The following is a 22,421-nucleotide window of genomic DNA, read 5'->3' on the forward strand; positions in this document are numbered from 1 at the left end:
GCCCTGGCCGTCCGGACCACCCCCGCTCGCGCAGGGAGCACGCTCATGCCGGGCTGGAGGACTGCGGTGAGGGCGGACCACCCCCGCTCGCGCGGGGACCACCTGGGCAGGGTGTGGATGAGGTAGACGTCGACCGGAACACCCCCGCTCGCGTGGGGACCACGCGCGGATCGCGGCGACCTTGGCCTTGGTCTCCGGAACACCTCCGCTGGCGCGGGGACCACGCCTTCCTCTCCTCGTGCGCGGCGACGGCCCGCGGAACACCCCCGCTTGCGCGGGGACCACGGAGCTGGCACCTGCCCCGAACCCGCAGACTGCGGAACACTACCGCTTGCGCGGGGACCACCGGGGCGCGGGAGGCTTGCGCGCGGTCGACGTCGGAACACCCCCGCTCGGGCGGGCACCACTGGCCGACCTGATCGAACAACGTGCCCATTCGGGGAACGCCCCCGCTCGCGCGGGGTCCACGGGGAGGTGCTGTGGAAGCTGCACCGTCCCGCTACATCTGCTACCACGCCTGTCAGAGGGTTGCCGGCTGGCTCACCGGACGGAAATCTGGTCCGTGACTGGTCCGCAGGTGTGAGCTGGGCGGCCGATTCGACTACGTGACGTGACGAACCAGAGCAGTTATCTCGGCCGGCTCTCGTGAGCAATTTCCGTTTCAGCATCCCGACTTGGGACGCTAGAAGAACCCCACTGCCTTCGGGGAATAGCTACAAAAGATGTTCTTCGTCTGCTGGTGGTACACACCTCGTGTGGCCGCTGACCAGCGGAAACAGCTACGATTCGGACAGGCTGCAGGCGGCTGGCCGTGTATGGCCCGGATCTTGGTCGGCCTCGTCCCTGGCCCCGAAGAGCGACCGCCATGCGGGAGTAGTCCGCACCGATGGACGACAGCCGCTCAGCCCCGCCCCCCTTTAAGGCCACGATGAACCGGCGGGCCGTACGGGCACCCCATGGTCTCCGTGCACAGCCTGCCTGACCAAGTGGAGGCCGCCGTACGGAGCGACCGGGCCGCCGACGCCGGTCGGGCCGCCGAGCGGTTCACGCGCTTGGCCGAGGTCACCGGGACCGCGTGGGCGGGGGAGCTGCGTTGCCGTGCTCTGCTCGCCGCCGACGACGCGCGGGCAGAGGAGGCGCGCACCCGGCTGCTGTACGGGAGCCCGCGTACGGTCGGCTACCACCTGTCCAACGCCTACTCGAAGCTCGGCGTGGCGCCGCGGGCCGCGCTGGGAGCGCTCGACTGGGCTGACGTCCGCTCACCCCGTCGCCCCGGTCGGCCCGGGTCACCCCTCCGGCCCCGTCACGCATGAACGCCGGTACGGAACCAGGTCATTCGACGGATCCGCAGGTGCGGGTGCGTTTCCTACGGTTCCTCTGTTCGAGGAACATTCCCGTGGGAGGGTTCATGAAGGTTCTGGCACTCGGTGCCACCGGTCACATCGGCTCCGCGGTCGTGTCGCACCTGACGCTGGAGGGCCACGACGTGGTGCCCCTGGTCAAGGACGCGGCCGCGCTGCATCCGGACATGCCAGTCCGGGTCGGCGATCTGGCCGACCCGGCGTCGTAGTGCGCGGCGTGACGGACGACGTGGACGCGCAAGGCCTTGCACGTCCGTGAGTGCGATGAAGTCCCTCGCTGTGACCCACGGTCCGACACCGCCTTCGTACCCTCCACCGACCGAGAGGCTGACGGAGGGCGGCCTTTTCCTGCAGTCAATGGCATCCGTGCCACTGTTCGGAGGCTCGCCAGGACGGAAAGGTCCTGGCTGACACGCGGGTTGATATCCATGCCGCGAGTTCAGGGGGCAAAGGGCGAGAGGTTCACGCGAGGCGTCTTGCTTTCGCCTCGTGCGCCTTCAGCCATCCGCAACCGGCTGACCGTTGCGGTCGGCCTCGAGCAGTCCGATCCCTGTGCACCGGCGGTTTCACGGCCGACCCCTGCGCGGTGTCGGCCGTGCCGCGTCCTCGCAATCCAAAACGTCTATGTAAGGGATTTTCGTGCGTACAGCGCGACCACTGGTTCTGCTGGTGGCATTCATATTGGCCGTTCTGGCAGGTACAGAACAGGCGGCCTGGGCGGTGAACAAGTGGGTCACCGCGAGATACGGCCCCGGTGCCGGTGTCATACCGGAGCAGGGTTGGGGATCCGCGGAGGGCCGGCGTCACAACGCTGCCGGCAGCACGACGGATGCTTCCGCCTCCGGCGGCCGAGCCGGCGCTCTCAAGGGGCGGGGAGAACTACCGCTTGACGGCTCCGCGGCCCCGGTACGTCTGGGGAACGGGACGCCACCCGTCAAGGTGCCGTTCCACGAGGTTCCCGCCCCGGCGCCGGGCCGGCCGAAGGGGTTCGAGGCCAAGTCCAGCCGTGAGGTGACGGCCAGGCGCACCGAGCGCGGCCGGACGTTCCTCAACAAGGACGGGACGTACACCACACGCTTCTACAACGAGCCCGTCAACTTCCCCTCTGCGGACGGCACGTGGAAGAGCATCGACACCGCGTTGTCCCCGACCGCGCCGAGCGGATCGCAGGGCCCGAGCGGGGCGGGGGCAGGGTGGCACACGCGCGCCACCCAGAAGCAGCTCCGTTTCGCCCAGTACGCCGACGCACCGTCTCTCGTGAGTCTGGGGGTGGATGGCAGTGGCGCCGTCGCCTATGGCATCGAGGGGGCGGCGCACGCGGCGGGCAAGGTCTCCGGCAGCGTCATCACCTATCCGGAGGTCCGGCGGGCCTCGGATGTGGAGCTGATCGCCGGCAGTGACTCCGTGAAGGAGTCGCTGATCCTCAAGAGCGCCGATGCACCCACGCAGTGGCGTTTCCCGCTGGCGCTCACGGGCCTGAGCGCGAAGCTCGACGGCCATGGCGGCGTCGTGTTCAACGACGCGGCGGGCCGTCAGCAGGCGTGGATGCCCGCCGGCTGGATGGAGGACTCCCATCGGGATGCGAATTCCAACCAGGGTGCCGTGTCCTCCGGCGTGACCTACAGCCTGGTGCGCGAGCACGGACGCCAGGTACTGGTCGCCGATCTGGACAAGAAGTGGCTTGCGGCGCCCGAGCGGGTCTTCCCCGTCAAGGTCGACCCGTCGGTCACCCGCACCGGCGCGACCGCCGGCACCTACGTCCAGTCGCCCTACAACCAGAACTTCTCCAGCGACACCGTCCTGAAGGTCGGCACGTCCAACGGCGGCAGCAACAAGGCGGCGTCGTTCCTGCGGTTCGACGGACTCAGCTCGCTGAGCAACGCGTGGATCATCAACGCGAAGCTGCAGGTGTTCAACACCTGGTCGTACTCGTGCACGGCCCGCCCGGTGACGGTGCACGCCATCACGTCGAACTGGTCCGAGGGCTCGACGTCCTCGTGGCCGGGCCCGGCCACGGGCGACGCGCTGGCGTCCAAGAGCTTCACGCACGGCTGGCGTCCCGCCGGGCAGACCAGCTACCCGTGCGGCGACGCCGCCTGGGAGGCCATCGACCTGGAGGGCGCCGGCCGTCAGCTGGTCGACGACTGGACGCACAACCGCAAGCCCAACTACGGCCTGGCCATCAAGGCGTCCACGACCGACTCCTACGCCTGGAAGCAGTTCGGCTCGGACAACTACCCCAACGGCAAGCCCAGCCTCGATGTGACGTGGACCAAGTACGGAGCCGCGTACCAGCTGGGTCAGTTCGTGCAGCCCATGACGGCCACGACCGAGGGCACCTTCAAGGTGACCGTCACCAACCAGGGCCAGCAGACGTGGGGCGCGAACAGCAACTACAAGCTGCGCTACCTGCTCTACGACGCCGCCGGTAACCCGATCAGCGGTGCGGACAAGGTCCGCTGGACGCCGATGCCGCGCGATGTGCCTCCGGGTGACACCGTCACCTTGGACGCGAAGATCGCCCCGCTGGTCCCGGCGCGGTACACACTGGTGTGGACCATGGACGACTACGGCACGGCCACGTTCGTGAACGAGGGCGTGCCTGGTGCGGGGCTTCAGGTTGACGCGGTCAACATCCCGCCGCAGCTGACGGCCGAGTCGCCGCCCAGCGGCGCCGTCCCGGACACGCTCACGCCGACGCTGTGGGCGTCCGCGACGGACCGAGACCAGTACCCGGGCGCGCTGACCTACCAGTTCGAGGTGTGCGAGGTCGCTGGGCAGAACACCCGGCAGAACTGTCGCACCAGCCCGTCTTCGGCGTCGCAGAGCTGGACTGTCCCGGCCGGCTGGCTCAGCTGGGGCAAGGCGTACGCCTGGTACGCGTATGCCAGCGACAGCAAGGATCAGTCCGCCCGTCCCGGGCCCTCGCTGCTGAACATGCAGGTTCCGCAGCCTGTCATCACCTCCCACCTGGGCGGTACGGACAGCGGACGGGGCTTCGACGAGCGGTCGGGGAACTTCGCCACCTCGGCGCGGGACGCCTCCGTGAACGCGGTGGGTCCCGAGCTCGCGGTCACCCGCACCTACAACTCGCAAGACCCCAGGACCTCGAGTGCCTTCGGTGCCGGCTGGGCCACTCGGTGGGACATGCGGGCGCTGGCCGAGCCCGACGGCAGTGTGGTGATCACCCTTGCTGACGGCAGCCAGGTCCGGTTCGGCAAGAACAGCGACGGCTCCTACAGTGCCCCCTCCGGGTCGATGGGCCAGCTCACCGCGGTGAACGGCGGGGGCTGGACGCTGCGGGACGCCACCGCGTCCCTGTTCACCTTCGACGCGACCGGCCTGTTGACCAAGATCAAGGACGGCAACGGGCGCGAGCAGCTCCTGACCTACACGGCGGGCAAGCTGTCCAAGGCCACCGATGCGCTCTCGCAGCGCTCGCTCGCCTTCTCGTGGAGCGGCGAGCACGTCGCCTCCGTGTCCACGGACGCGGTCGGGCCGTCGGCGCCGGCCCTGGTGTGGTCGTACACCTACACCGGCGACCTGCTGACGAAAGTCTGCCCCCCGTCCTCGGCCACCGCTTGCACGGTGTACGAGTACACGGGCGGTTCCCAGTACCGCAGCATGGTCCAGGACGCCGACCCGGTCGGCTACTGGCGGCTGAACGAGGCCGAGGGCGAGGCCGCGCAGAGCGAGGCCGTCTCTCGTACCGGCATGAGCACCGGCCACTACCGCGACGTCGATCTCGGCGCACCGGGTGTGCTGGCCGGCACTGGCAACAAGGCGGTGTCCTTCAACGGCACCAACTCCTACATCGAGCTGCCGCAGACCACGCTGGCCTCCTCCACCGTCCTGTCGGTGGAGATGTGGTTCAAGGCGGACAAGCCGGGTGGCGTGCTGCTGGGCTTCCAGGACGTGGCGCTTGGGTCGGGTGGCCCCAGCCACTACAACCCGGTCCTGGCCGTCGATGCGGCCGGCAAGCTACGCGGGGCCTTTGAGGTGTCCAACGGCTATGTGACCCCGATCGCCTCCACGGCGCCGGTCACGGACAACGCCTGGCACCACGCCGTCCTCACGAGCACCGGCACCAGCCAGACGCTCTACCTGGACGGTCAGGCCCTGGGCAGCCGCACGGGGCCGGTCACTCACTCGGTGAAGACCTTCACCTACCTTGGTTCCGGCTTCACCTCCGACAGCTGGGACGGCGGCGGCGCGAACACCACCCGCTACTTCAAGGGCTCGATGGACGAGGTCGCGGTCTACCACCGCGCCCTTGACGCCGGCTCGGTCCGCGCGCACTACGCGGCCCGGACCGGTGCCTCGAAGCTGTCGAAGACCACTCTGCCCTCCGGCCGCATCGCCAACGCGGCCCTCTACGACGCCGACACCGAGCGCGCCACGGAGGTGACGGACAACAACGGCGGTACGTGGAAGATCTCGGCCCCGCGCTACACGGCCGGCTCGCAGGCATACGCCGACGCGGTCCGTGCGACGGGGCCGGTCAACTACTGGCGCCTGGGAGACACCAACGGCGCGGCCGCGGCGGATGAGATATCCAGCGGCGGCAACGGCTCCTACCGCGACGGCGTCACCCTGGGCGGCGTCGGCGCCTTCTACGACGGCGACGACGGTGCGGTAACCCTCGACGGCGCCAAGGGCGCGATCGCCGTACCGGCGGAGAGCCTGGCCGGGGCCACGTCGCTGTCGGTCGAGTTGTGGTTCCGCACCGACAGGCCCAGCGGAGCCCTCCTCGGGCTGCAGAACGTGGAGATCACCAACACCACGCCCGCGATGTACAACCCGAGCCTGCTCATCGACGGCGAGGGCAAGCTGCGCGGCCACCTGTGGGACGGCACCAACGGCTGGCCGGTGATGGGCGGCAACACCGTCACCGACAACAAGTGGCACCACGTCGTCATCACCGGCGGCACCGCAGGCCAGTCGCTCTATCTCGACGGTGCAAAGGTCGGCTCGAAGGCCGGCGTGGTCAAGCCCGAGACGATGGCCTACGCCTACCTCGGCGCCGGCTTCTCCAGCGCGGGCTGGGACGGCCAGGCCAACGGCGTGCGCTACTTCAACGGCCAGCTCGACGAAGCCGCCTTCTACGCGAAGGAGCTCGACGCTCAGACCGTCGCCGACCACTACAAGGCCCGCAACCGCCTGGTCGCCGGCAACGGCGCCCAGTACCAGGGCACCGTCCTCGCCGACGCCCCCTCCGGCTACTGGCGCCTGGACGAGAGTTCCGGCACCCAGGTGACCAACAAGGTCGCCGCAACCGGCGGCACCGGCACCTACACCAAGGCCACCCTCGGATCGACCGGCGCGTTCGGTCCCGGAGACGGCACGGCCGCCTCCTTCAACGGCGACGGCTACGCCGAACTGCCACCCATCGGCATGACCACCACGGACCTATCCGTGGAGCTGTGGTTCAAGACCGCCAAGCCCGGTGTCCTCTACAGCGACCAGGAACGCCCCCTGCCCGACCCCGGCGTGAGCACCTACACCCCGGTCCTGTACGTCGGCTCGGACAACAAGCTCCACGGCCAGTACTACACACCCAACACCAACGCCACCAACGTCTCACCGACCACGGTGACCGACGACCAGTGGCACCACGCCGCCATCACCGTGCGAGCAGGGACTCAGACCCTTTACCTGGACGGAGCCCAGGTCGCACAGGCGGTGACGAGCCCGATCAGTCACCAGGCCAACAAGCGCACCTACATCGGTGCCGGTTACTCCTACGGCTGGCCCGCCAGCCCCGGCCACCCGTCCTATCTCACCGGCAGCATCGACGAGGTCGCGGTCTACCCTCGGCCCCTCACCGCGGCCCAAGTGAACACGCACTACCAGTCTCGCGCGCAGGCCAGCAGCTCCTCGCTGTCCTCCACGGTGACGGTCACCGACCCCGCAGGCGTGACGACCGCCAGCACCTTCGACGCGGTCCGCGGCCAGCGCCGCACCGCTACGACGGACGCTGACGGCGGGCTGACCACGTACGCGTACGACACCGGCGGCTTCCTGCACACGGTCACCGACCCCAACGGGCACTCCGTGATCACCGGTCACGATGCGCGCGGCCGCACCGTCTCGACGACGACGTGCCGCGACGCCAACTCCTGCTGGACGTCGTTCACCGACTACTACACCAACGACGCCGACCCCCTGGACCCGCGCGGCGGCAAGCCGACCGCGGTCCGCGACGGCCGCTCCAGCGGACCGGAGGACAACCGCTACCGCACCACCACCACGTACACCGCGCTCGGCCTGACCGACACGGTCACCTTGGCCGACGGCCGCACGAAGAGCACCACCTACACCACCGGCAGCGAACCGGCGGTGGGCGGCGGGACGACGCCGGCCGGCCTGGTCGCCACAGTGAAGGACACCGACGGCGCCACCACCCGGTACGCCTACGCCGCCAATGGTGACGTCGCCCAGATCACCTCGCCCTCCGGGCTCGTCACCACGTACACCTACGACGGACTGGGCCGCAAGACCTCTGAGACGCAGCGGTCGGACGCCTTCCCCGCCGGGGTGAGCACCACGTACGCGTACAACGCCATGTCCCGGATTTCGACCGAGACCGGCCAGGGTGTGAAGAACGAGATCACCGGTGTCACCCACACCGCGCGCATCTCCCGTACCTACGACGCGGACGGCCTGCTGCTGACCGAGTCCACGGAGGACACCACCGGCGGTGATGCAACCCGCACCACCACCCGTCACTACAACGCGTTCGGCCTCAACGACAGCACCACCGACGCCGCGGGCAACGAGACAACCTTCGTCCACGACCCGCTCGGCCGCGTCATCCGCGAAACCGACGCCGCCGGGAACGTCACCACCCACTCCTACACCCGGCGCGGCCAGCTCGCCGAATCGGTCCTGAAGGACTGGACGGGCGATCCCTCCGGGCAGACGCGTGACCTGACCCTGGTCTCCAACGCGTACGACCCGGCCGGCCGCCTTGCGTCCACCACCGACGCCATGGGCGCCACGAGGAGCTTCACCTACTACGACGACGGCCTCAAGGCCACCGAGACGGCCAAGGCCGTCACCCAGTCCGACGGGACGAAGAAGGACATCGTCCTCTCCTCGACCTCCTACGACGGCGCGGGCAACATCCTGACCCAGACCGCCAGCGGATCGCGGACCACCGTCAACACCGTCGATGCCACGGGCCGGGTGACCCGTTCGGTGTTCGACCCGAACGGTCTGAACCGCATCACCACCGCGGTTTACGACGGCGGCGACCGGGTCACCGAGCAGACGCAGTCGATCGACGGCCTCGGCAAGAAGCTGACGACGACCACCGAGTACGACCAGGCGGGCAACCCGAAGAAGAACACCGTCACGGACGGAACCGCCACCCGCGTCTCGACGGCCACCTTCGACCAGCGCGGGATGCCACTCACCCAGGTCAGCCCGAGGGGCAACACCTCCACCATCCGCTACGACGAACTCGGCCGCCCGGTCGAGACGACCGCGCCGCAGGTGCAGGCCGAGGAGAACGGCGGTGCGGCAGCCGCCGTGACGCCCAAGACGCTCACCGGCTACAACACCTTCGGCGAGGCCACCGAGTCGCGCGATGAGCGCGGCCAGGTCACCAAGACGCAGACCGACCTCCTCGGTCAGCCCGTCACGGTCACCCTGCCCGACTACACCCCGCCCGGCGCAGCCACCGCCACGACCGCGGTGCGGCGGACGGCGTACGACAAGCTCGGCAACCCGGTGTCCAGCACCGACCCGCTGGGCCGCACCACGTATTACGCCTACGACCAGCTCGGCAACCTCGTCCGCAAGACGGACCCGGCAACCGGCGACCAGGGGCTCCAAGCCCCCGGCACGGCAACGTTGAACGGCACCAGCACGGACCCGTCCGGCAGCGGCGTCACCAGCTTCACCTGGACCCCCACCGGCCTGCCGCTGTCCGCGACCGACCCGACCGGGGCCCGTAAGGAGTCCACCTACGACGAACTGGGGCGCAAGCTAACCGCCACCGTCATCGAGCGCAAGCCCACCCTGCAGAACCTCGTCTCCCGCTACACCTGGGACGACGCGGGCAACCAGACCGCCTCGACCACGCCTGCCGGCCGCAGCACCACGGCGACCTACAACAGCGCGGGCGAGGTCCTGACCGTGACGGACCCGCTGGGCGGCGTCACCCAGAACTCCTACGACGGCCTGGGCCACGCCATTGAGACCAAGGACGCCACCGGCCGCAAGGCGACCACGGCCTACGACGTCTTCGGCAAGCCCACCACCGTCACCGACTACGGAACCGGCACCACCGCCCTGCGGACCGCCGCTACCGAGTACGACGCCGACGGAAACGTCACTGCAACCGTCTCCGCCACCGGCGCGCGCCGCACCTACACGTACGACGCGCTCGGCCGGCTGACCCAGCAGGTCGAACCCGTCACCGCCACCGACTCCATCACCACGACCTTCGGCTACGACGCGTCCGGCCACCGCACGAGACTGACCGACGGCCGCGGCATGACCACCATCTACACCTTCAACACCTGGGGCCTGCCCGAATCCACGATCGAACCCTCCACCACCCAGCACCCGGCCCTCAGCAGCCGCACCTGGACCAACGTCTACGACGCCGCGGGCCAGGTCATCACCGAGCTGCTGCCGGGCAGCGTCAAGCGGAACAAGACCTACGACACCCTGGGCCGTCTCACCGGTGAGACCGGCTCCGGCACCGCGGTGGCCACCCGACCCCGCTCCCTGTCCTACGACCTCGCCGGACACCTGACCGGCGTCGCCGGCGACGGGGTCCTGGCAGGCAACACCTACGCCTACAACGACCGGGGCCAGCTGCTGTCCACCGACGGTCCCGGCGGCACCTCCTCCTACACCTACGACGCGGACGGCCAGATGACCGCCCGCACGGACGCCGCCGGCACCACCGGCTTCACCTACGACCAGGCCGGCCGCCTCAACACCACGACCGACCCGCTCACGGGCACCCAGGTGCGCAACTACTACGACGCGGCCGGACGCCCGACCGCCGACGAGTACGCCCGCCCCGCCACCGGCGGCACGTGGACGATCGGCTCCAAGCGCTCCTACACCTACGACGCCCTCGGGCGCCTCGCCGACGACAGCGTCAAGAACACCGCAACCGGTACCGGGATCGCGGGCACGGCCTACGAGTACGACCTCGACAACCGCCTGGTGAAGAAGACCACCACCGGCACCGCCGGGGCCGCCGCCGAGACCTACACCTACGACCTCGCCGGCCGGATGACCTCCGAGACCACCGGCGGCACCACAACCCCGTACGAGTGGGACAAGGCCGGCAACCTCACCAAGAAGGGCGACACCACCGGCACCTACGACTCCCGCAACCGCCTCACCGCCTGGGGCACGCAGACCTTCGACTACAGCGCCCGAGGCACCACACAGACCGTCACCGAGAACGGCACCAGCCGCCAAATCAAGTCCGACGCTTTCGAGCGCACCATCACCAACGGCACCAGCACCTTCACCTACGACTCCCTCGACCGGGTCATGACCCACAACGGGGGCGCCTTCACCTACGACGGCGGCTCCAACGACCTCGTCCAGGACGCCACCTCCACCTACACCCGCACCCCCGGCGGAACGCTGCTCGCCAGCGCCACCACCGGAACCGCCGGCACAGGACGCCTGGCCGTCACCGACCAGCACACCGACCTCGTCGCCAGCCTCACCCCTGACGGCACCTCGGTCGCCTCATCGAAGGCCTACGACGCGTTCGGCAAGGTCACCGCGAGCAACGGCACCAGCCCCAACCTCGGCTACCAGTCCGGCTGGACCGACACCAGCACCGGCGAAGTCAACATGGCCGCCCGCTGGTACCAGCCCGGCACAGGCGGCTTCACCAGCCGCGACACCTGGCAACTCGACCCCAACCCCTCCGTCCAGGCCAACCGCTACACCTACGCCAACGCAAGCCCCCTCAACGGTACCGACCCGACGGGGCACCTCGTATCGGACTGCTTCGACATCCGTCGCGGAAAAATCTGGGCCACGCCTTACCTGAGTCCCGCTTGCGCCTTCTGGGAAGCGTTCATGGCCGGTTCGAACAGCATCCGCAATGACGACTGCTACCGCGGCGGCAGAGACGTCTGCGCGTGGCAGCGACCGCAATACGAAGACAACGTCGCTCCCTACTTCGGCGGCTACAACTCCTCCGAAGACAACGTCGCCCCCTACTTCGGCGGATACACCGGCGGTGGCGGCGGTGGCGGAGGTGGCGGAGGAAGGCCGCCGCGGTACCGACCCCCGCACGGACCTGGCGGACCCGGCCGTACCCGACCCAAGCCGGTCGCACCGCCGGCTCCGCCGCCGCCCCCGCAGAACCGCTACATCGGTGGTAGCCCGCCCCCGGCACCGAGCCTCGCCGCACCTTTGGCAGCCGCAACCGCGATCGCCGGTACCGCGGCAACCGCCGCCGCCACAACGGTGACCGTCACAGGGCAGGCGCTCCTCGATACGCTCGCCCTTGCCCTCTTTGCTCCGGTGATCGCTGGTTCGCCAGACCCAAGGCTGGAGGAGAAGCCGGGCGGAAACAACAAGTGGCGGAATCGGACAGATGGGCAATGTGATGACGGGCCAGGAAGGAGTGACAATGGTCATCAAATATACCTTCCGCGAGAACGCTATTTTGACAACTTTTCCGGGCAGGAAGAATGCCGGGCGACAGGCGTCTACGGAATTCTGGACGAGAAGGACCTGACGACTGCGGCCCACCCGGGGCCGGGGACCTCCACGAAGCAACGACTGCGCCCTCCCGGGTACAATGAAATCAATTCGCAACCTGGCCAAAGGGCGAACAACGGGCACCTGATACCGAACCTGGGCGGTGGGTCAGGAAAAGACCTCAGGAACCTGGTACCTCAATACGAGTGGGTCAACTCCCCGTACATTCGCGACACGATCGAGGACGACATCCGAGGCGGCCTAGAGGCCGGCAAGCGAGTAACCGTCTCCATCGTCCCGCACTACGACAGGGCAGGGACCGGAATTCCGACGAGAATTGAGTACAAGTACTCAGTTGTCGGAAGCGGGGAATGGAAGCACTGCACCGTGTACAACACTCCTGACAAAACCGCCACCACGACAGGGACAGCAAATTGCCCGCAGAAGAAGTAGGATCGGCCAACGGGATCGACTATCTACGGAAAACAATGGCAGTCCTCGGCGAGCCAAGGAACGTCTTCGCGGGCCACAATGCCTGGCAGTCCGTCGAGGATGAAATGGGAGTGGCACTGCCGTACGACTACAAGCATTTGGTAGACGCGTACGGCCCCGTTCAATTGAACGGGCACCTCTACCTGGAGCACCCGGCGAACACTTTCTATCCACTCGGGAAGTGGATCTCCGACACCATCGACACGCTTCGCGATATCGAACAAGACAGAGAGATCAGTGGAGCTCGCCACCTGGGACCGGTATTCGGTAGAAAGTACGACCTGATTCCACTCACTCACACAGATAGGGGCGAATACGCGTTCTTGGATCTGGCAATCGATGGAGGTCAAACCAGAATCCTCACCTGTGACCGCGATGAGACAGATTTGCATGAACATCGCATGATGTTCTCAGAATGGCTGTACAGGTATCTGGAAGGACAGGAGATGTTCAGTCCCGGGCACAGCGACTACTACCCCGGGCCCCTCCTCCTCGAAAGCCTCCCGACCGGCATGAACGACATCCATTCCGAATGGTACGGGCCAGACCGAGGCAACTGAGGAGAGTCGCAAAACATTGAGCGCTCAAGGGGGCGTACTCGGGAGTCCCGAGTACGCCCCCTTGAGCATGTAACCCTTTACCGTTTGACTCCAAGGCGTCAGTGAGGATTTTCAGCGTTGACGCTCCAGAGTGAGGACGGCGGCGATGGCCGTCATGCGGTCGGGGCTGCAGCGGGCTTTGCGAAAGATGCGCCAGGACTAGAGCGACCATGGCCGAGCGGCCCCGATGTCGAATACTTCAAGTTCCGCCTTCCGCTCGAGCCAGGCCCGCGAACTTGATGATCACGGCAGTGCCTCGTTCTGGTGGGCCGTTTCTGGCTCACCCCCTTTGTGAGGCTCCACGCACAACTGGTGGCCGATGGTCTCCGTGGAGCACCGGCCATCAGACCAGCCCGCAACCGCCACCGACAACGCCGACTTGCCCGGGTCAGGAGCATGGGCACGAAAGTCAGCCGCGGGCCTCTCACTCAGGCACTCGTCCGCCCAGTCCCGCTCTGCCACTCGCCGTCCCCCTCCTCAGCCTCGACGCCCTTCGCCTGGCAGTCGCTGCACAGCCTCGGACGGCAACGCGATTCCGGCTTCGGGTAGCCCTTAGAGGTCATCTCGTTTGGGTCGCTGGGGCATTCGGTGGTCGCCTGTGGCTGTCGTGGCGGAAGGGTTACATGCCGCGGTCCTGCCCGCTCCACGGTTCTGGCCGTTCGTCGGCGGTCATCGGAAGTCGGCACAGCTGTACCGGGCCGGGGTAGAAGGCGGAGGAGTTGGGGCCGGCCATGTCTTCACCGATGAGATAGCGGTAGAGCCACTCGGCGAAGTTCATGTCGTACCGTGCCCAGCCGCCTTCGCCGTCTTCGACCAGGAACCAAGGGGCCGTGTCGTCCGCGGCCATGAGGAAGATCGTCTCGCCTCGGTCGGTGCTGGCGATCGGCCACAGTCCGTTGCGGGTGCCGAAGCTCAGCTCCGTGAGTCCGAACAGCACACGGGGATCTTCGTCGGCGTCAAGGTCGAGTTCATCCCAGGGCACGTCGTTCCAGGCCCGGACCGTGTCCGTGATCCACTGGTTCAGGTTCCATCGCTCGGTTGCGGGATGGTGCAGGTACAGGTGTCCGTTGAGGTGGATGGGAGCGTATGCGTCCACGAGGGCCTGGTAGTCGGTCGGCAGCCGGATGCCGAATTGTGCGTGGAGCCGGTCCCAGGCGGTGGGTTCCGCATAGCGGTTCTGGGCCGGGCCGAGCATCGCCATGGTGGCGGCCAGGTAGTCGGTCATGGCGTTCCTCGTTGTGTGTGCCGCCTGTGCGGGAAGCAAGCCCTCTTGGGGTATTCGGGGTATGGCATGGATCATCCCAGCCCGGAGGACCAGCCGGTCAGGCGGTCAGGCTGCGGTAGCAGATCAGGGCGGCGGCGATGCCGGCGAACGCCAGGCAGTGTTCGGCCTTGCGCTCGTAGCGACGGTGCAGGCGGCGGCATCCGGACAGCCACGCCACCGTGCGCTCCACGGTCCACGGATGACGGCCCAGTCGCTGGGAGGATTCGATGCCCCGTCGCGCGATGCGCGGTGTGATGTTGCGGGAGCGGAGCCACGTGCGAAGCCGGTCGAAGTCGTATCCCTTGTCACCGTGCAGCTTGGCCGGTCGACGGCGGCGCGGCCCGCGGCGGGACCGGATCGGTGGGATGCCCCGTACCAAGGGCTCCAGCCCCTGGCTGTCATGGGTGTTCGCAGCCGAGATTCCGATCGATAGCGGCAGACCGGTCCGCTCGGTGATCAAGTGGATCTTTGATCCCTTCTTGCCGCGATCTACGGGATTCGGACCTGTCAGGTCCCCCCTTTCGTCGCCCGCATGCTCACGGAGTCGATCGCGCACCGGGACCAGTCCAAGGCGCCGCGAGCTCCGAGCTTGTCTAGGACCAGGCGGTGGAGCTTGCCCCACACCCGGGCCCGGCTCCACTCGGTGAACCGGCGGTGCGCGGTCGGCCCGGACGGGCCAAAGCCCGGAGGCAGTTGGCGCCACGTGCAGCCCGTCGTGGCCACGAACACGATGGCCGCCAGCACCTGTCGATCTCCATACCTTCGCCGGCCACCGCCCTGCGGTCGTACTGGAGCAGCTGGAACCACCCGCTGGAACAACTCCCACAACCCATCCGGCACCAGACGCTCCACCATCGCCGTCACGGCCGTCAGCCTAGTAATCAAGCCAGTTGAGACGACCTCTTAGTGACCTTCAAGCAGGCGTCGGTGAACTTCGCCCAGCAGCGGGCGCAGGTGGGTTGGCGGCCCATGCGCTCGGCTGCCTTCTCCTCCACCGAGCGTCGCAAGGGCGCGGTGATGTCGGAATCTCGGTCGCTTGAGTCGCTTCGGTCGCTGCGACCAGGCGGGTCAGAGCGGGAGGGTTATCCCGAGGGCCTGCATCGCGCTGGACGGCGGGCCGCCTTCCGAGCGCTCCGTCTTCCTGCCCTTGGTGCGTGGTTGCAGGGTTGCGGGGTCGATGGCTTCGGCCGGGGCGCTGCTGGCGTAGAGGCCGTCGGGTTCGGTGTCGCGGTCGTGTGGGAGGAGCCAGAAGACGCGGCGGCGGAAGGTGCCGGAGGCGCGGGAGGCTTTGGCGTCGGTGGCGAGGGTGGCGTAGCCGACCATGCGGCCGTCGCGGCGGTAGGCGGGTTTGCCGGTGCGGGTGGGGAGGCGGTCGAGGCTCTGGCGGACGTAGTCGAGGCGGGTGATGTCCTCGAGCCAGACGATCCCGGTCTCGTGCTTGAGATCGTTCTCGCTGATCAGGGAACTCATGCCGTCTCCTCGTGGGCGAGCAGTCCGATGCCAGGGTAGTACTTCCTCGAATTCGACAAGATCATCTCTTTCGGGGAGGCGAGGCCGAGTAGTTCGCGGGCGCGGGCGGCGAAGGTGCGGTTGCTCATGGGGATACAGCCTTCGCTCTGGCACCAGCCGCAGTAGGCGTCGTAGAGGGTTTTCTGTTCGGTACGTGCGTCGGGGTTGAGGAGGCATGCCTCGTCGAAGAAGCGGCCGGTGTGGTCTTCGGTCTCGGCGTAGGCGTAGGCCTTGGTGGCGATGCGGACCTTGTCGGGGCCGGTGAGGTCTTTCTCGCCTGCGAGGTAGCGGCGGGCGCCGTCGATGAGCCAGTTGAGGATGCCGGGGCCTTCCTCGGCGACGAGGATGTCGGCGAGGTTGTCGATGCGGCGGTCGTCGGCGACGGTGTAGCCGTCTCCGACGACGACGATGTCGAGCCGGTCGGCGATGGGGCCGTTGTCGACCACCTTGGCCACCTCGCCGTCGGCGACCGCCTCGGTCGCCGTCAGGCGGGAGGCCGGCTGGTTCCGGCTCCCCGGCGGCACATGCGTGTGGCCGGATCCGGCGAGCGTCCCGTGTTCCGGCCCGGGTATCTCGACCTCGACCCCGGCCGTGGGGGGTGCCGTCGGGTCCGCAGCGGTGCTGCCGGGTGCGGCGGCGAGGACGGCCGCGAGGGCGATGGCCACTCCGGTCGCCATGGCTCCGCGTCGTGGGCTCGGCGACTGTGCCCTGGAGACCGGTGAACTGGTCGACGCGGGCCATCACTTCCAGGCCGCCGAGCGGCTCCTCGCCGAGCAACCGCTGCCCCGCCGCGCACGCGCGATCCGGGGCCGTGCCGTCGCACACCTCCTGGCGGGGGAGCTGCGTTACGCCTGCTACCTGCTCGAATCCACCATCGACGAGCTCGGCGCGAGCGGCCTGGCCGACCCCGAGGCGCTGGTCATCCTGTACGCAGCGGTGATCGGCCCGTACATCGACATGGGTGCACACACCCGTGCCGCGCACGCCGCCGAGCTCGCCCTGGCGCTGGCTCCGCAGGTCGACGATCCGGCGCTGGTGGCGGGCATGCACCGGCAGGTGGCTCGCACCTTCCTCGCCGAGGGGCGCACGGCCGACGCCGACGCCTCACTGGCCAAGGCGCAGGCGATCTACCAGCAGCTGAGCCTGTGCACCGATCTCGCGCACTGCCACTGGATGCGCGGATACGTTCAGGCTCAGAAGGGCGAACTGGCTTCGGCTGAAAAGGAGTTGCGAGCCGCCCGGGACATGTTGAATGCCAAGCGCGCGGCTCTGTTCACCGCGCAGGTGGAGGTGGAGTTGGCCGATGTCCTCCGGCGGCTCGGACGGCACGACGAGGCGTCGGACCTGCTCTCTGCATTTCTGGAACTGGGTGACCGGCACGGGGCGGTGCACGCGGGGGGTGCTCACAGGCTGCTCGGGCTGATCGCCGAGGAGCGGGGGGACAGCGAGACCGCCGAGGAGCACTACGTCATGGCGCTCGGACTGCTGGAGCGCAGCGGTGCGAGCGGCGACCTCGCCGATCTGTGCCGTCTGCTGGGCGACCTTCTGCGCCGCGGCGGCCGCACCGAGGCCGCGCTGGACGCGTACCGTACGGGGCTGGGCCATCGCTCGCCCCCCGGCACGACGACGCTGGGGCCGGCTCCGACGGCACTGGCGTTCCCGCGGCACTGAACGAGCAGCCGACAGTGTCCTTCCGGCATGGTCCGGATCCCGGTTTCGCGACACAACCAATCGCGCCGGTGGAGGGCCCGGTACTGCTCCATGCCCGCTGAGGGATCACCGAGGCGCGACCGGCACACCCGTCAGCTCGTACACGCGGAAGGACGGGTCGGGCCCACGCCGGACGGGTAGCCGATCGAGAACGATCGGGCCGGCATCCGGAGCCTGAAGGGGCAGCCCCGGCGCATCGGCATCGCGGCGGTCCATGCCGTGGAGGAGGTCGATGTCGAGGCGGGGAACTGCTCCTACGGAGATCTGTTCGGCGGTCACCGTCACCGTCACCGTCGCGGGCGAGGTCTCGAGCGAAACCAGGAAGCGGCCTTGAGGTCGACGCCCATGATGTTCTCGCTGATGTCGCAGAGGCGGGCGGGCTCATCCGCATCACGATCCCGGTTCCCGCGCACCTCGCCAACTGCCTGCGCACGCTGCGCACGCTGCGCATGCTCCACGTCTTCGCGGACGGGGCGTGCCGCCGAGCGCTGAGTCGACACCGGACGCCCTTCACCACCGTGAGGCGGTCAGGGACCGGCTCGCAGAGCTCCTCGATCTGATCGTCAAACGGTGAGCATGGCCTGTAGTCGGGCCGGACAGCGGCCGCGAGTGCCGTGGCCACCGGTGTGAGGCCCGGACCGGTGGATGCACGCCTGGTCAGGAGCGCCCTTGGCCCTCAGCTCGAGACCGCCTCGGCCCAGCCGCGGTTGACGGTCTCTCTTGCCTTCGCCCTCTGCGCCTCCGTCGGAAACGTCGGCGTGCCCTCGACCGTCGGCAGTTTCTCGGCGGCGGCCTTGTCGAGGGTGCCGTCCTTCTCCATGGCGTCCATGAGGACGGGGCGTGCATAGGCGCCGAGCCGGAGGTTCTGGCCCTCCGGGCTGAAGACGTACTCCTGCCACAGACGTGCCGCCGCGGGGTGCGGAGCGTCTTTGTTCACCGCGTTCGCGTAGTACTGAGCGAAGCTGCCGTCGAAGGGGATGGCGGTCCGCCAGTCGACGTCCGTGCCATTCTCGCGGAATTCGTCGGCGTAGCCGAGATTGAGGAAGTCCCAGTCGATGCTGATCGGGGTCTGGCCCTTCGCGATCGTGGCCGGGGTGGATTCGACCGGGATGAAGTTGCCGTTCTTGCTGAGCTCGGCGAAGAAGTCGATGCCGGGCTGGACGTCGTCGAAGGAACCCCGGTTCGCCAGGGCCGCCGCGTAGACCCCGGCGAAGGCGGAGCCGGACTTGGTGGGGTTGCCGTCGAGCGCGACCTTGCCCTTGTACTCGGGCTTGCGCAGGTCGGCGAAGGTCGCGGGGCAGGTCTTGACGCGCTTGGCGTCACAGCCGATCGAGATGTAACCGCCGTAGCTGTTGTACCAGCGGGCCCGGTCGTCCTTCTGTTCCTTGGGGATCTTGTCGTACGCGGCGACCTTGTACGGAGCGAGCAGGCCCTGACGTGCCGCGGACTGCGCGAACGAGCCCCCCACGTCGATCACATCGGGGGCGCGGCCTCCGGCCCTGTGCTCCTTCAGGGCGTTGATCTCGTCCTGGCTGGTACCTTCCGGGTTCTCCACTGTGACCCTGATCCCGTACTTCTTCTCGAAGCCGTCGATCATTGCGCCGTAGTTGGCCCAGTCGCTCGGGAGCGCGATCGTGTGGAGCGAGCCTTCCTTCTTGGCCGCTGTGGTCAGTGCTGCCATGCCGCCGGCGTCCGCGGCGGAGGTGGCCACCGCGGGTGCTCTGGGCGCGGTGGGCTTGTCTCCGCAGGCGCTGAGGGGCGCCGCGAGGAGCAGGCAGGCGGCGACGAAGGCTGTCCGGAGACGAGGTGCCGGCACAAAGGCTCCATAACGGGCGGTCGCGTACTGATCGATCCCAGCGTACGTTCGGCGGCCTCGGCAGCGCAGTCCCAGACTGCGGTGTCCGCTGTCTTCCCCGCGGCTGCCGTACCGGCGCGTTCTCAGAACCCCTCGTCGTCCCACCCGGCCAGGAGCGCCTCCCCGAGATCCATCGCGGGCGGTGCGGCCCCGTCGAGGAGGGCCTGCTCACTCCAGATGATCTTGCCGCGGGCGGTGTAGCGGGTGCCCCAGCGCTCGGCGAACTGCGCGACGAGGAACAGGCCGCGGCCGCCCTCGTCGGTGGCCTCGGCCCGGCGCAGGTGCGGGGAGGTGCTGGACCCGTCGGAGACCTCGCAAATCAGGCTGCGGTCGTACAGCAGCCTCACCCGGATGGGCTCGGTGCCGTAGCGGATGGCGTTGGTTATCAGTTCGCTGAGGATGAGTTCCGTGGTGAAGGCGAGCTCCTCCAGGCCCCAGTCCGCCAGTCGGCGGGCGCAGGCGTTGCGCACCGGGGACACCGCCGCAGGGTCGGGGCGCACGTCCCACTCGGCGATCCGAGCGGGGTCCAGTCGGCGGGTGCGGGCCACCAGCAGCGCGACGTCGTCGCTGGGCCTGGTGGGCAGCATCGCGTCGATCACCGCGGTGCAGGTTTCCTCCGGGGTGCGGGCGGGCCCGGCCAGGGCGGCGCGCAGCGCTGCCAGGCCCGCGTCCGGATCGCGGTCGCGGCTCTCGATCAGCCCGTCGGTGAAGAGTGCCAGCCGGGAGCCTTCGGGCAGGGTGACCGTCATGGTCTCCATGGGCAGGCCCTCGCCCAGGCCCAGCGGCGGGGAGACGGGCACCTCGGGGAAGGACACGGTTCCGTCGGGGCGGACCAGAGCGGGGCCCGGATGCCCGGCGGTGGCGGCCGTCACCTGCCCCGAGACGGGATCGTAGATGGCGCACAGGCAGGTGGCTCCGGTGATCCCCTGCCACTCCTGCTCGTCGGTGTCGATGTGGGCGACCAGCTCGTCCAGGTGGCTCAGGAGTTCGTCCGGAGGCAGGTCGAGGGTGGAGAAGTTGTACACGGCGGTGCGCAGACGGCCCATGGTGGCGGCTGCGTGGAGCCCGTGGCCGACGACGTCGCCGACCACCAGGGCCACCCGGGTGCCGGGCAGCGGGATGACATCGAACCAGTCACCACTCACACCGGCCTGGGCAGCCAGATAGCGGTGCGCGACCTCGACGGCGGACTGCTCCGGTACGCCCCGGGGCAGCAGGCTGCGCTGCAGGGTCACGGCCATGGTGTGCTCGCGGGTGTAGCGGCGGGCATTGTCGACGGCCAGTGCAGCCCGGGCGGTCAGCTCCTCGGCGAAGGACACGTCCTCCTCGTCGAACGGCGGGGAGTCCTGCCCCCGCCAGTAGCCGGCCATCCCCAGCACCACGCCCCGGGCCCGCAGGGGCACGGCGATCAAGGAGTGGATGCCGCGGTCCAGGATCTGCAGTGCGTTGGCCGGGTCCTGGATCCGCCAGCCGTGGGTGACGCGCAGGTCCGCCTCCAGGACCGCACGGCCGTCGGCCAGCCGAGCCGCCATGGGGCTGGTGGGAACGAACCGGATCAGCTCGCCGACAGGGGAGAGCGGGTGGTCGCCCTGAAGGCCGACGGCGGCGGTGCGGCGCATCTCGGTGCTCCCTTCGGCCGGCTCCTCACCGTGCAGCACCGGGTCCAGCAGGTCGACCGTGACCACGTCGGCGAACCGCGGGACCGCCACCTTTGCCAGTTCCTCCGCAGTGTGCTCGACGTTCAGCGTCGTTCCCACCCGCACTCCCGCGTCGTAGAGCAGCTTCAGCCGCTCGCGGGCCACCTCTGCCCTGCCGGAGAGTGCCCGCAGCTCGGTGGTGTCCCGCAGCGTGACGACGGTCCCGGCCTGCCCGTAGGGGGCGGTGGGCCGGATGTTCACCGACAGCAGCCGATCGGCCGCCATGTGCAGCTCGTCGGTCGCGGAACGGCCCGATGCGATCGGCTCGGCGATTCCCTCCTCCAGACCCAGGTCCGTGACGGGGAGGCCTTCGGCGTCCACGGGCAGACGCAGCAGCCGCCGCGCCTCGTCATTGGCCAGCAGCAGTCGTCCGCCGCCGCCGATGATCAGCACGCCCTCTCGCACCGCGTGCAGCACCGCGTTGTGGTGCTCGTACATCCTCGTCATCTCGGCCGGTCCCAGGCCATGGGTCCGGCGCAGCAGCCGACGGCTCACCAGAGCGGTTCCGCCCGCGGACAGGGCGAGCACCGCGGCTGCACTGCCGAGGACGACCGGCAGCTGCCGGTTCACCATGCTCTGCACGTTCTGGACCGTGACCGGGGAGGAGACGATGGCGATGACGCGGCCGTCGGAGTCCTTGACGGGGACCACCGATACCACGGACTGTCCCAGGGACCCTTTGAAGGTCTCGGTGAAGGACTGGCCGGCCGCCGCCTTGGAGAAGGGGCCGACGACGTGCTTCCCGATCTGCCGTGGGTCGCTGTGGGCGAGGGTGATCCCGGAGAGTGTGTACACGTTGATGCCGTCGACCCCGGCGATCTTCCGGGCCGCCTCGGCGCTCGGCTGTAGCACTGCGCTCGGATGGGGGCTGCGGAGGGCCGCGACGATTCCCGGAGATTCCGCGAACGTTCCGGCGGCGGCGAGCGTACGGTGCCGGGCGTCCACCATGCCGGCGCTTCCGGCTTGCACCACGAGCGCCACCACCGCGGCAGCGACGAGCAGCACGACGACGGCCAGCTGCAGGAGGAACACCTCGCCGGCCACGCTGCGCACGCTCAGAAGGGAGGACAGACGCTGCGGCCGGCGCGCCCCTCCCTTGGGGGGCTGGGCGTGCTCCTGACGCTCCTGGTGGCTTCCCGAGCGGGGACGCCGCGAGGGAGAGGAAGAGCTCGTGGCCGAGCCGAGCAGCCGACGTCGGACGCGTCCAAGGAGGTCGCTCATACTTTATTTTCTAAC

General features: G+C 68.8%; 10 protein-coding genes and 3 pseudogenes. 5 read left to right on the plus strand and 8 right to left on the minus strand.

The genetic code is table 11. The annotated features are described in order from the left end of the window. Positions 1-965: 965 nt before the first annotated feature. The 4 genes from ACFYU9_RS25700 (at position 966) to ACFYU9_RS25715 (ending at position 13,111) form a co-directional block, all read left to right on the plus strand. On the plus strand, positions 966-1,313 hold the full coding sequence (locus ACFYU9_RS25700; protein ID WP_389346159.1) for a hypothetical protein: 348 nt from the start codon (positions 966-968) through the stop codon (positions 1,311-1,313). 95 nt (positions 1,314-1,408) lie between these two features. Then, the gene (locus tag ACFYU9_RS25705; protein ID WP_389346160.1) at positions 1,409-1,570 is read left to right on the plus strand and encodes an NmrA family NAD(P)-binding protein; all 162 of its coding nucleotides are present in this window, start codon (positions 1,409-1,411) and stop codon (positions 1,568-1,570) included. A 730-nt stretch (positions 1,571-2,300) separates the two neighbouring features. Beyond that, positions 2,301-12,512, plus strand: coding sequence for a LamG-like jellyroll fold domain-containing protein (locus ACFYU9_RS25710; RefSeq protein ID WP_389346161.1), 10,212 nt, complete (start codon positions 2,301-2,303; stop codon positions 12,510-12,512). Between the two features lie 35 nt (positions 12,513-12,547). Next, a complete protein-coding gene (locus tag ACFYU9_RS25715) occupies positions 12,548-13,111 on the plus strand; it encodes an SMI1/KNR4 family protein (protein ID WP_389346162.1) in 564 nt (187 codons plus the stop codon). A gap of 111 nt (positions 13,112-13,222) precedes the next feature. On the opposite strand, the pseudogene ACFYU9_RS25720 reads toward ACFYU9_RS25715, so the two are convergent. The 5 genes and pseudogenes from ACFYU9_RS25720 to ACFYU9_RS25740 all read right to left on the minus strand — a co-directional run. Next, positions 13,223-13,309, minus strand: a pseudogene (locus ACFYU9_RS25720) (IS5/IS1182 family transposase); the annotation flags it as partial. Positions 13,310-13,769: 460 nt separating this feature from the next. Further along, positions 13,770-14,375: an SMI1/KNR4 family protein gene (locus ACFYU9_RS25725; protein ID WP_389346163.1), complete on the minus strand. Its 606-nt coding sequence runs from the start codon at positions 14,373-14,375 to the stop codon at positions 13,770-13,772. 97 nt (positions 14,376-14,472) lie between these two features. After that, positions 14,473-15,269 (minus strand): IS5 family transposase gene (locus tag ACFYU9_RS25730; protein ID WP_389346241.1). Its coding sequence is split into 2 segments (ribosomal slippage): positions 14,473-14,931 and positions 14,934-15,269, totalling 795 coding nucleotides; the frame shifts between segments, so codons are not numbered across the junction. A 213-nt stretch (positions 15,270-15,482) separates the two neighbouring features. Further along, on the minus strand, positions 15,483-15,884 hold the full coding sequence (locus ACFYU9_RS25735) for a DUF6009 family protein (RefSeq protein WP_389346164.1): 402 nt from the start codon (positions 15,882-15,884) through the stop codon (positions 15,483-15,485). After that, a pseudogene (locus ACFYU9_RS25740) lies at positions 15,881-16,306 on the minus strand (primase-like DNA-binding domain-containing protein); the annotation flags it as partial. The pseudogene ACFYU9_RS25740 and the gene ACFYU9_RS25735, both read right to left, overlap by 4 nt. 214 nt (positions 16,307-16,520) lie before the next feature. On the opposite strand from ACFYU9_RS25740, the pseudogene ACFYU9_RS25745 reads away from it, so the two are divergent. Beyond that, positions 16,521-17,594 (plus strand): annotated as a pseudogene (locus tag ACFYU9_RS25745) (tetratricopeptide repeat protein); the annotation flags it as partial. A gap of 105 nt (positions 17,595-17,699) precedes the next feature. Here ACFYU9_RS25745 and ACFYU9_RS25750 read toward each other — a convergent pair. The 3 genes from ACFYU9_RS25750 to ACFYU9_RS25760 form a co-directional block, all read right to left on the minus strand. Next, on the minus strand, positions 17,700-17,912 hold the full coding sequence (locus tag ACFYU9_RS25750) for a hypothetical protein (protein WP_389346165.1): 213 nt from the start codon (positions 17,910-17,912) through the stop codon (positions 17,700-17,702). Between the two features lie 397 nt (positions 17,913-18,309). Further along, positions 18,310-19,449, minus strand: a complete 1,140-nt coding sequence (locus ACFYU9_RS25755) for an ABC transporter substrate-binding protein (RefSeq protein WP_389346166.1) — start codon at positions 19,447-19,449, stop codon at positions 18,310-18,312. 122 nt (positions 19,450-19,571) lie between these two features. Then, the gene (locus tag ACFYU9_RS25760) at positions 19,572-22,238 is read right to left on the minus strand and encodes a SpoIIE family protein phosphatase (protein ID WP_389346167.1); all 2,667 of its coding nucleotides are present in this window, start codon (positions 22,236-22,238) and stop codon (positions 19,572-19,574) included. Between the last annotated feature and the right edge of the window lie 183 nt (positions 22,239-22,421).

It is taken from the genome of Streptomyces sp. NPDC004327 (assembly GCF_042873935.1).
Taxonomy (GTDB): domain Bacteria; phylum Actinomycetota; class Actinomycetes; order Streptomycetales; family Streptomycetaceae; genus Streptomyces.

Coding starts and splice junctions, on each gene's coding strand:
- ACFYU9_RS25705 (WP_389346160.1), top strand. CDS start 1,409: ATGAAGGTTCTGGCACTCGGTGCCACCGGTCACATCGGCTCCGCGGTC.
- ACFYU9_RS25715 (WP_389346162.1), top strand. CDS start 12,548: ATGGCAGTCCTCGGCGAGCCAAGGAACGTCTTCGCGGGCCACAATGCC.
- ACFYU9_RS25725 (WP_389346163.1), bottom strand. CDS start 14,375: ATGACCGACTACCTGGCCGCCACCATGGCGATGCTCGGCCCGGCCCAG.
- ACFYU9_RS25735 (WP_389346164.1), bottom strand. CDS start 15,884: ATGAGTTCCCTGATCAGCGAGAACGATCTCAAGCACGAGACCGGGATC.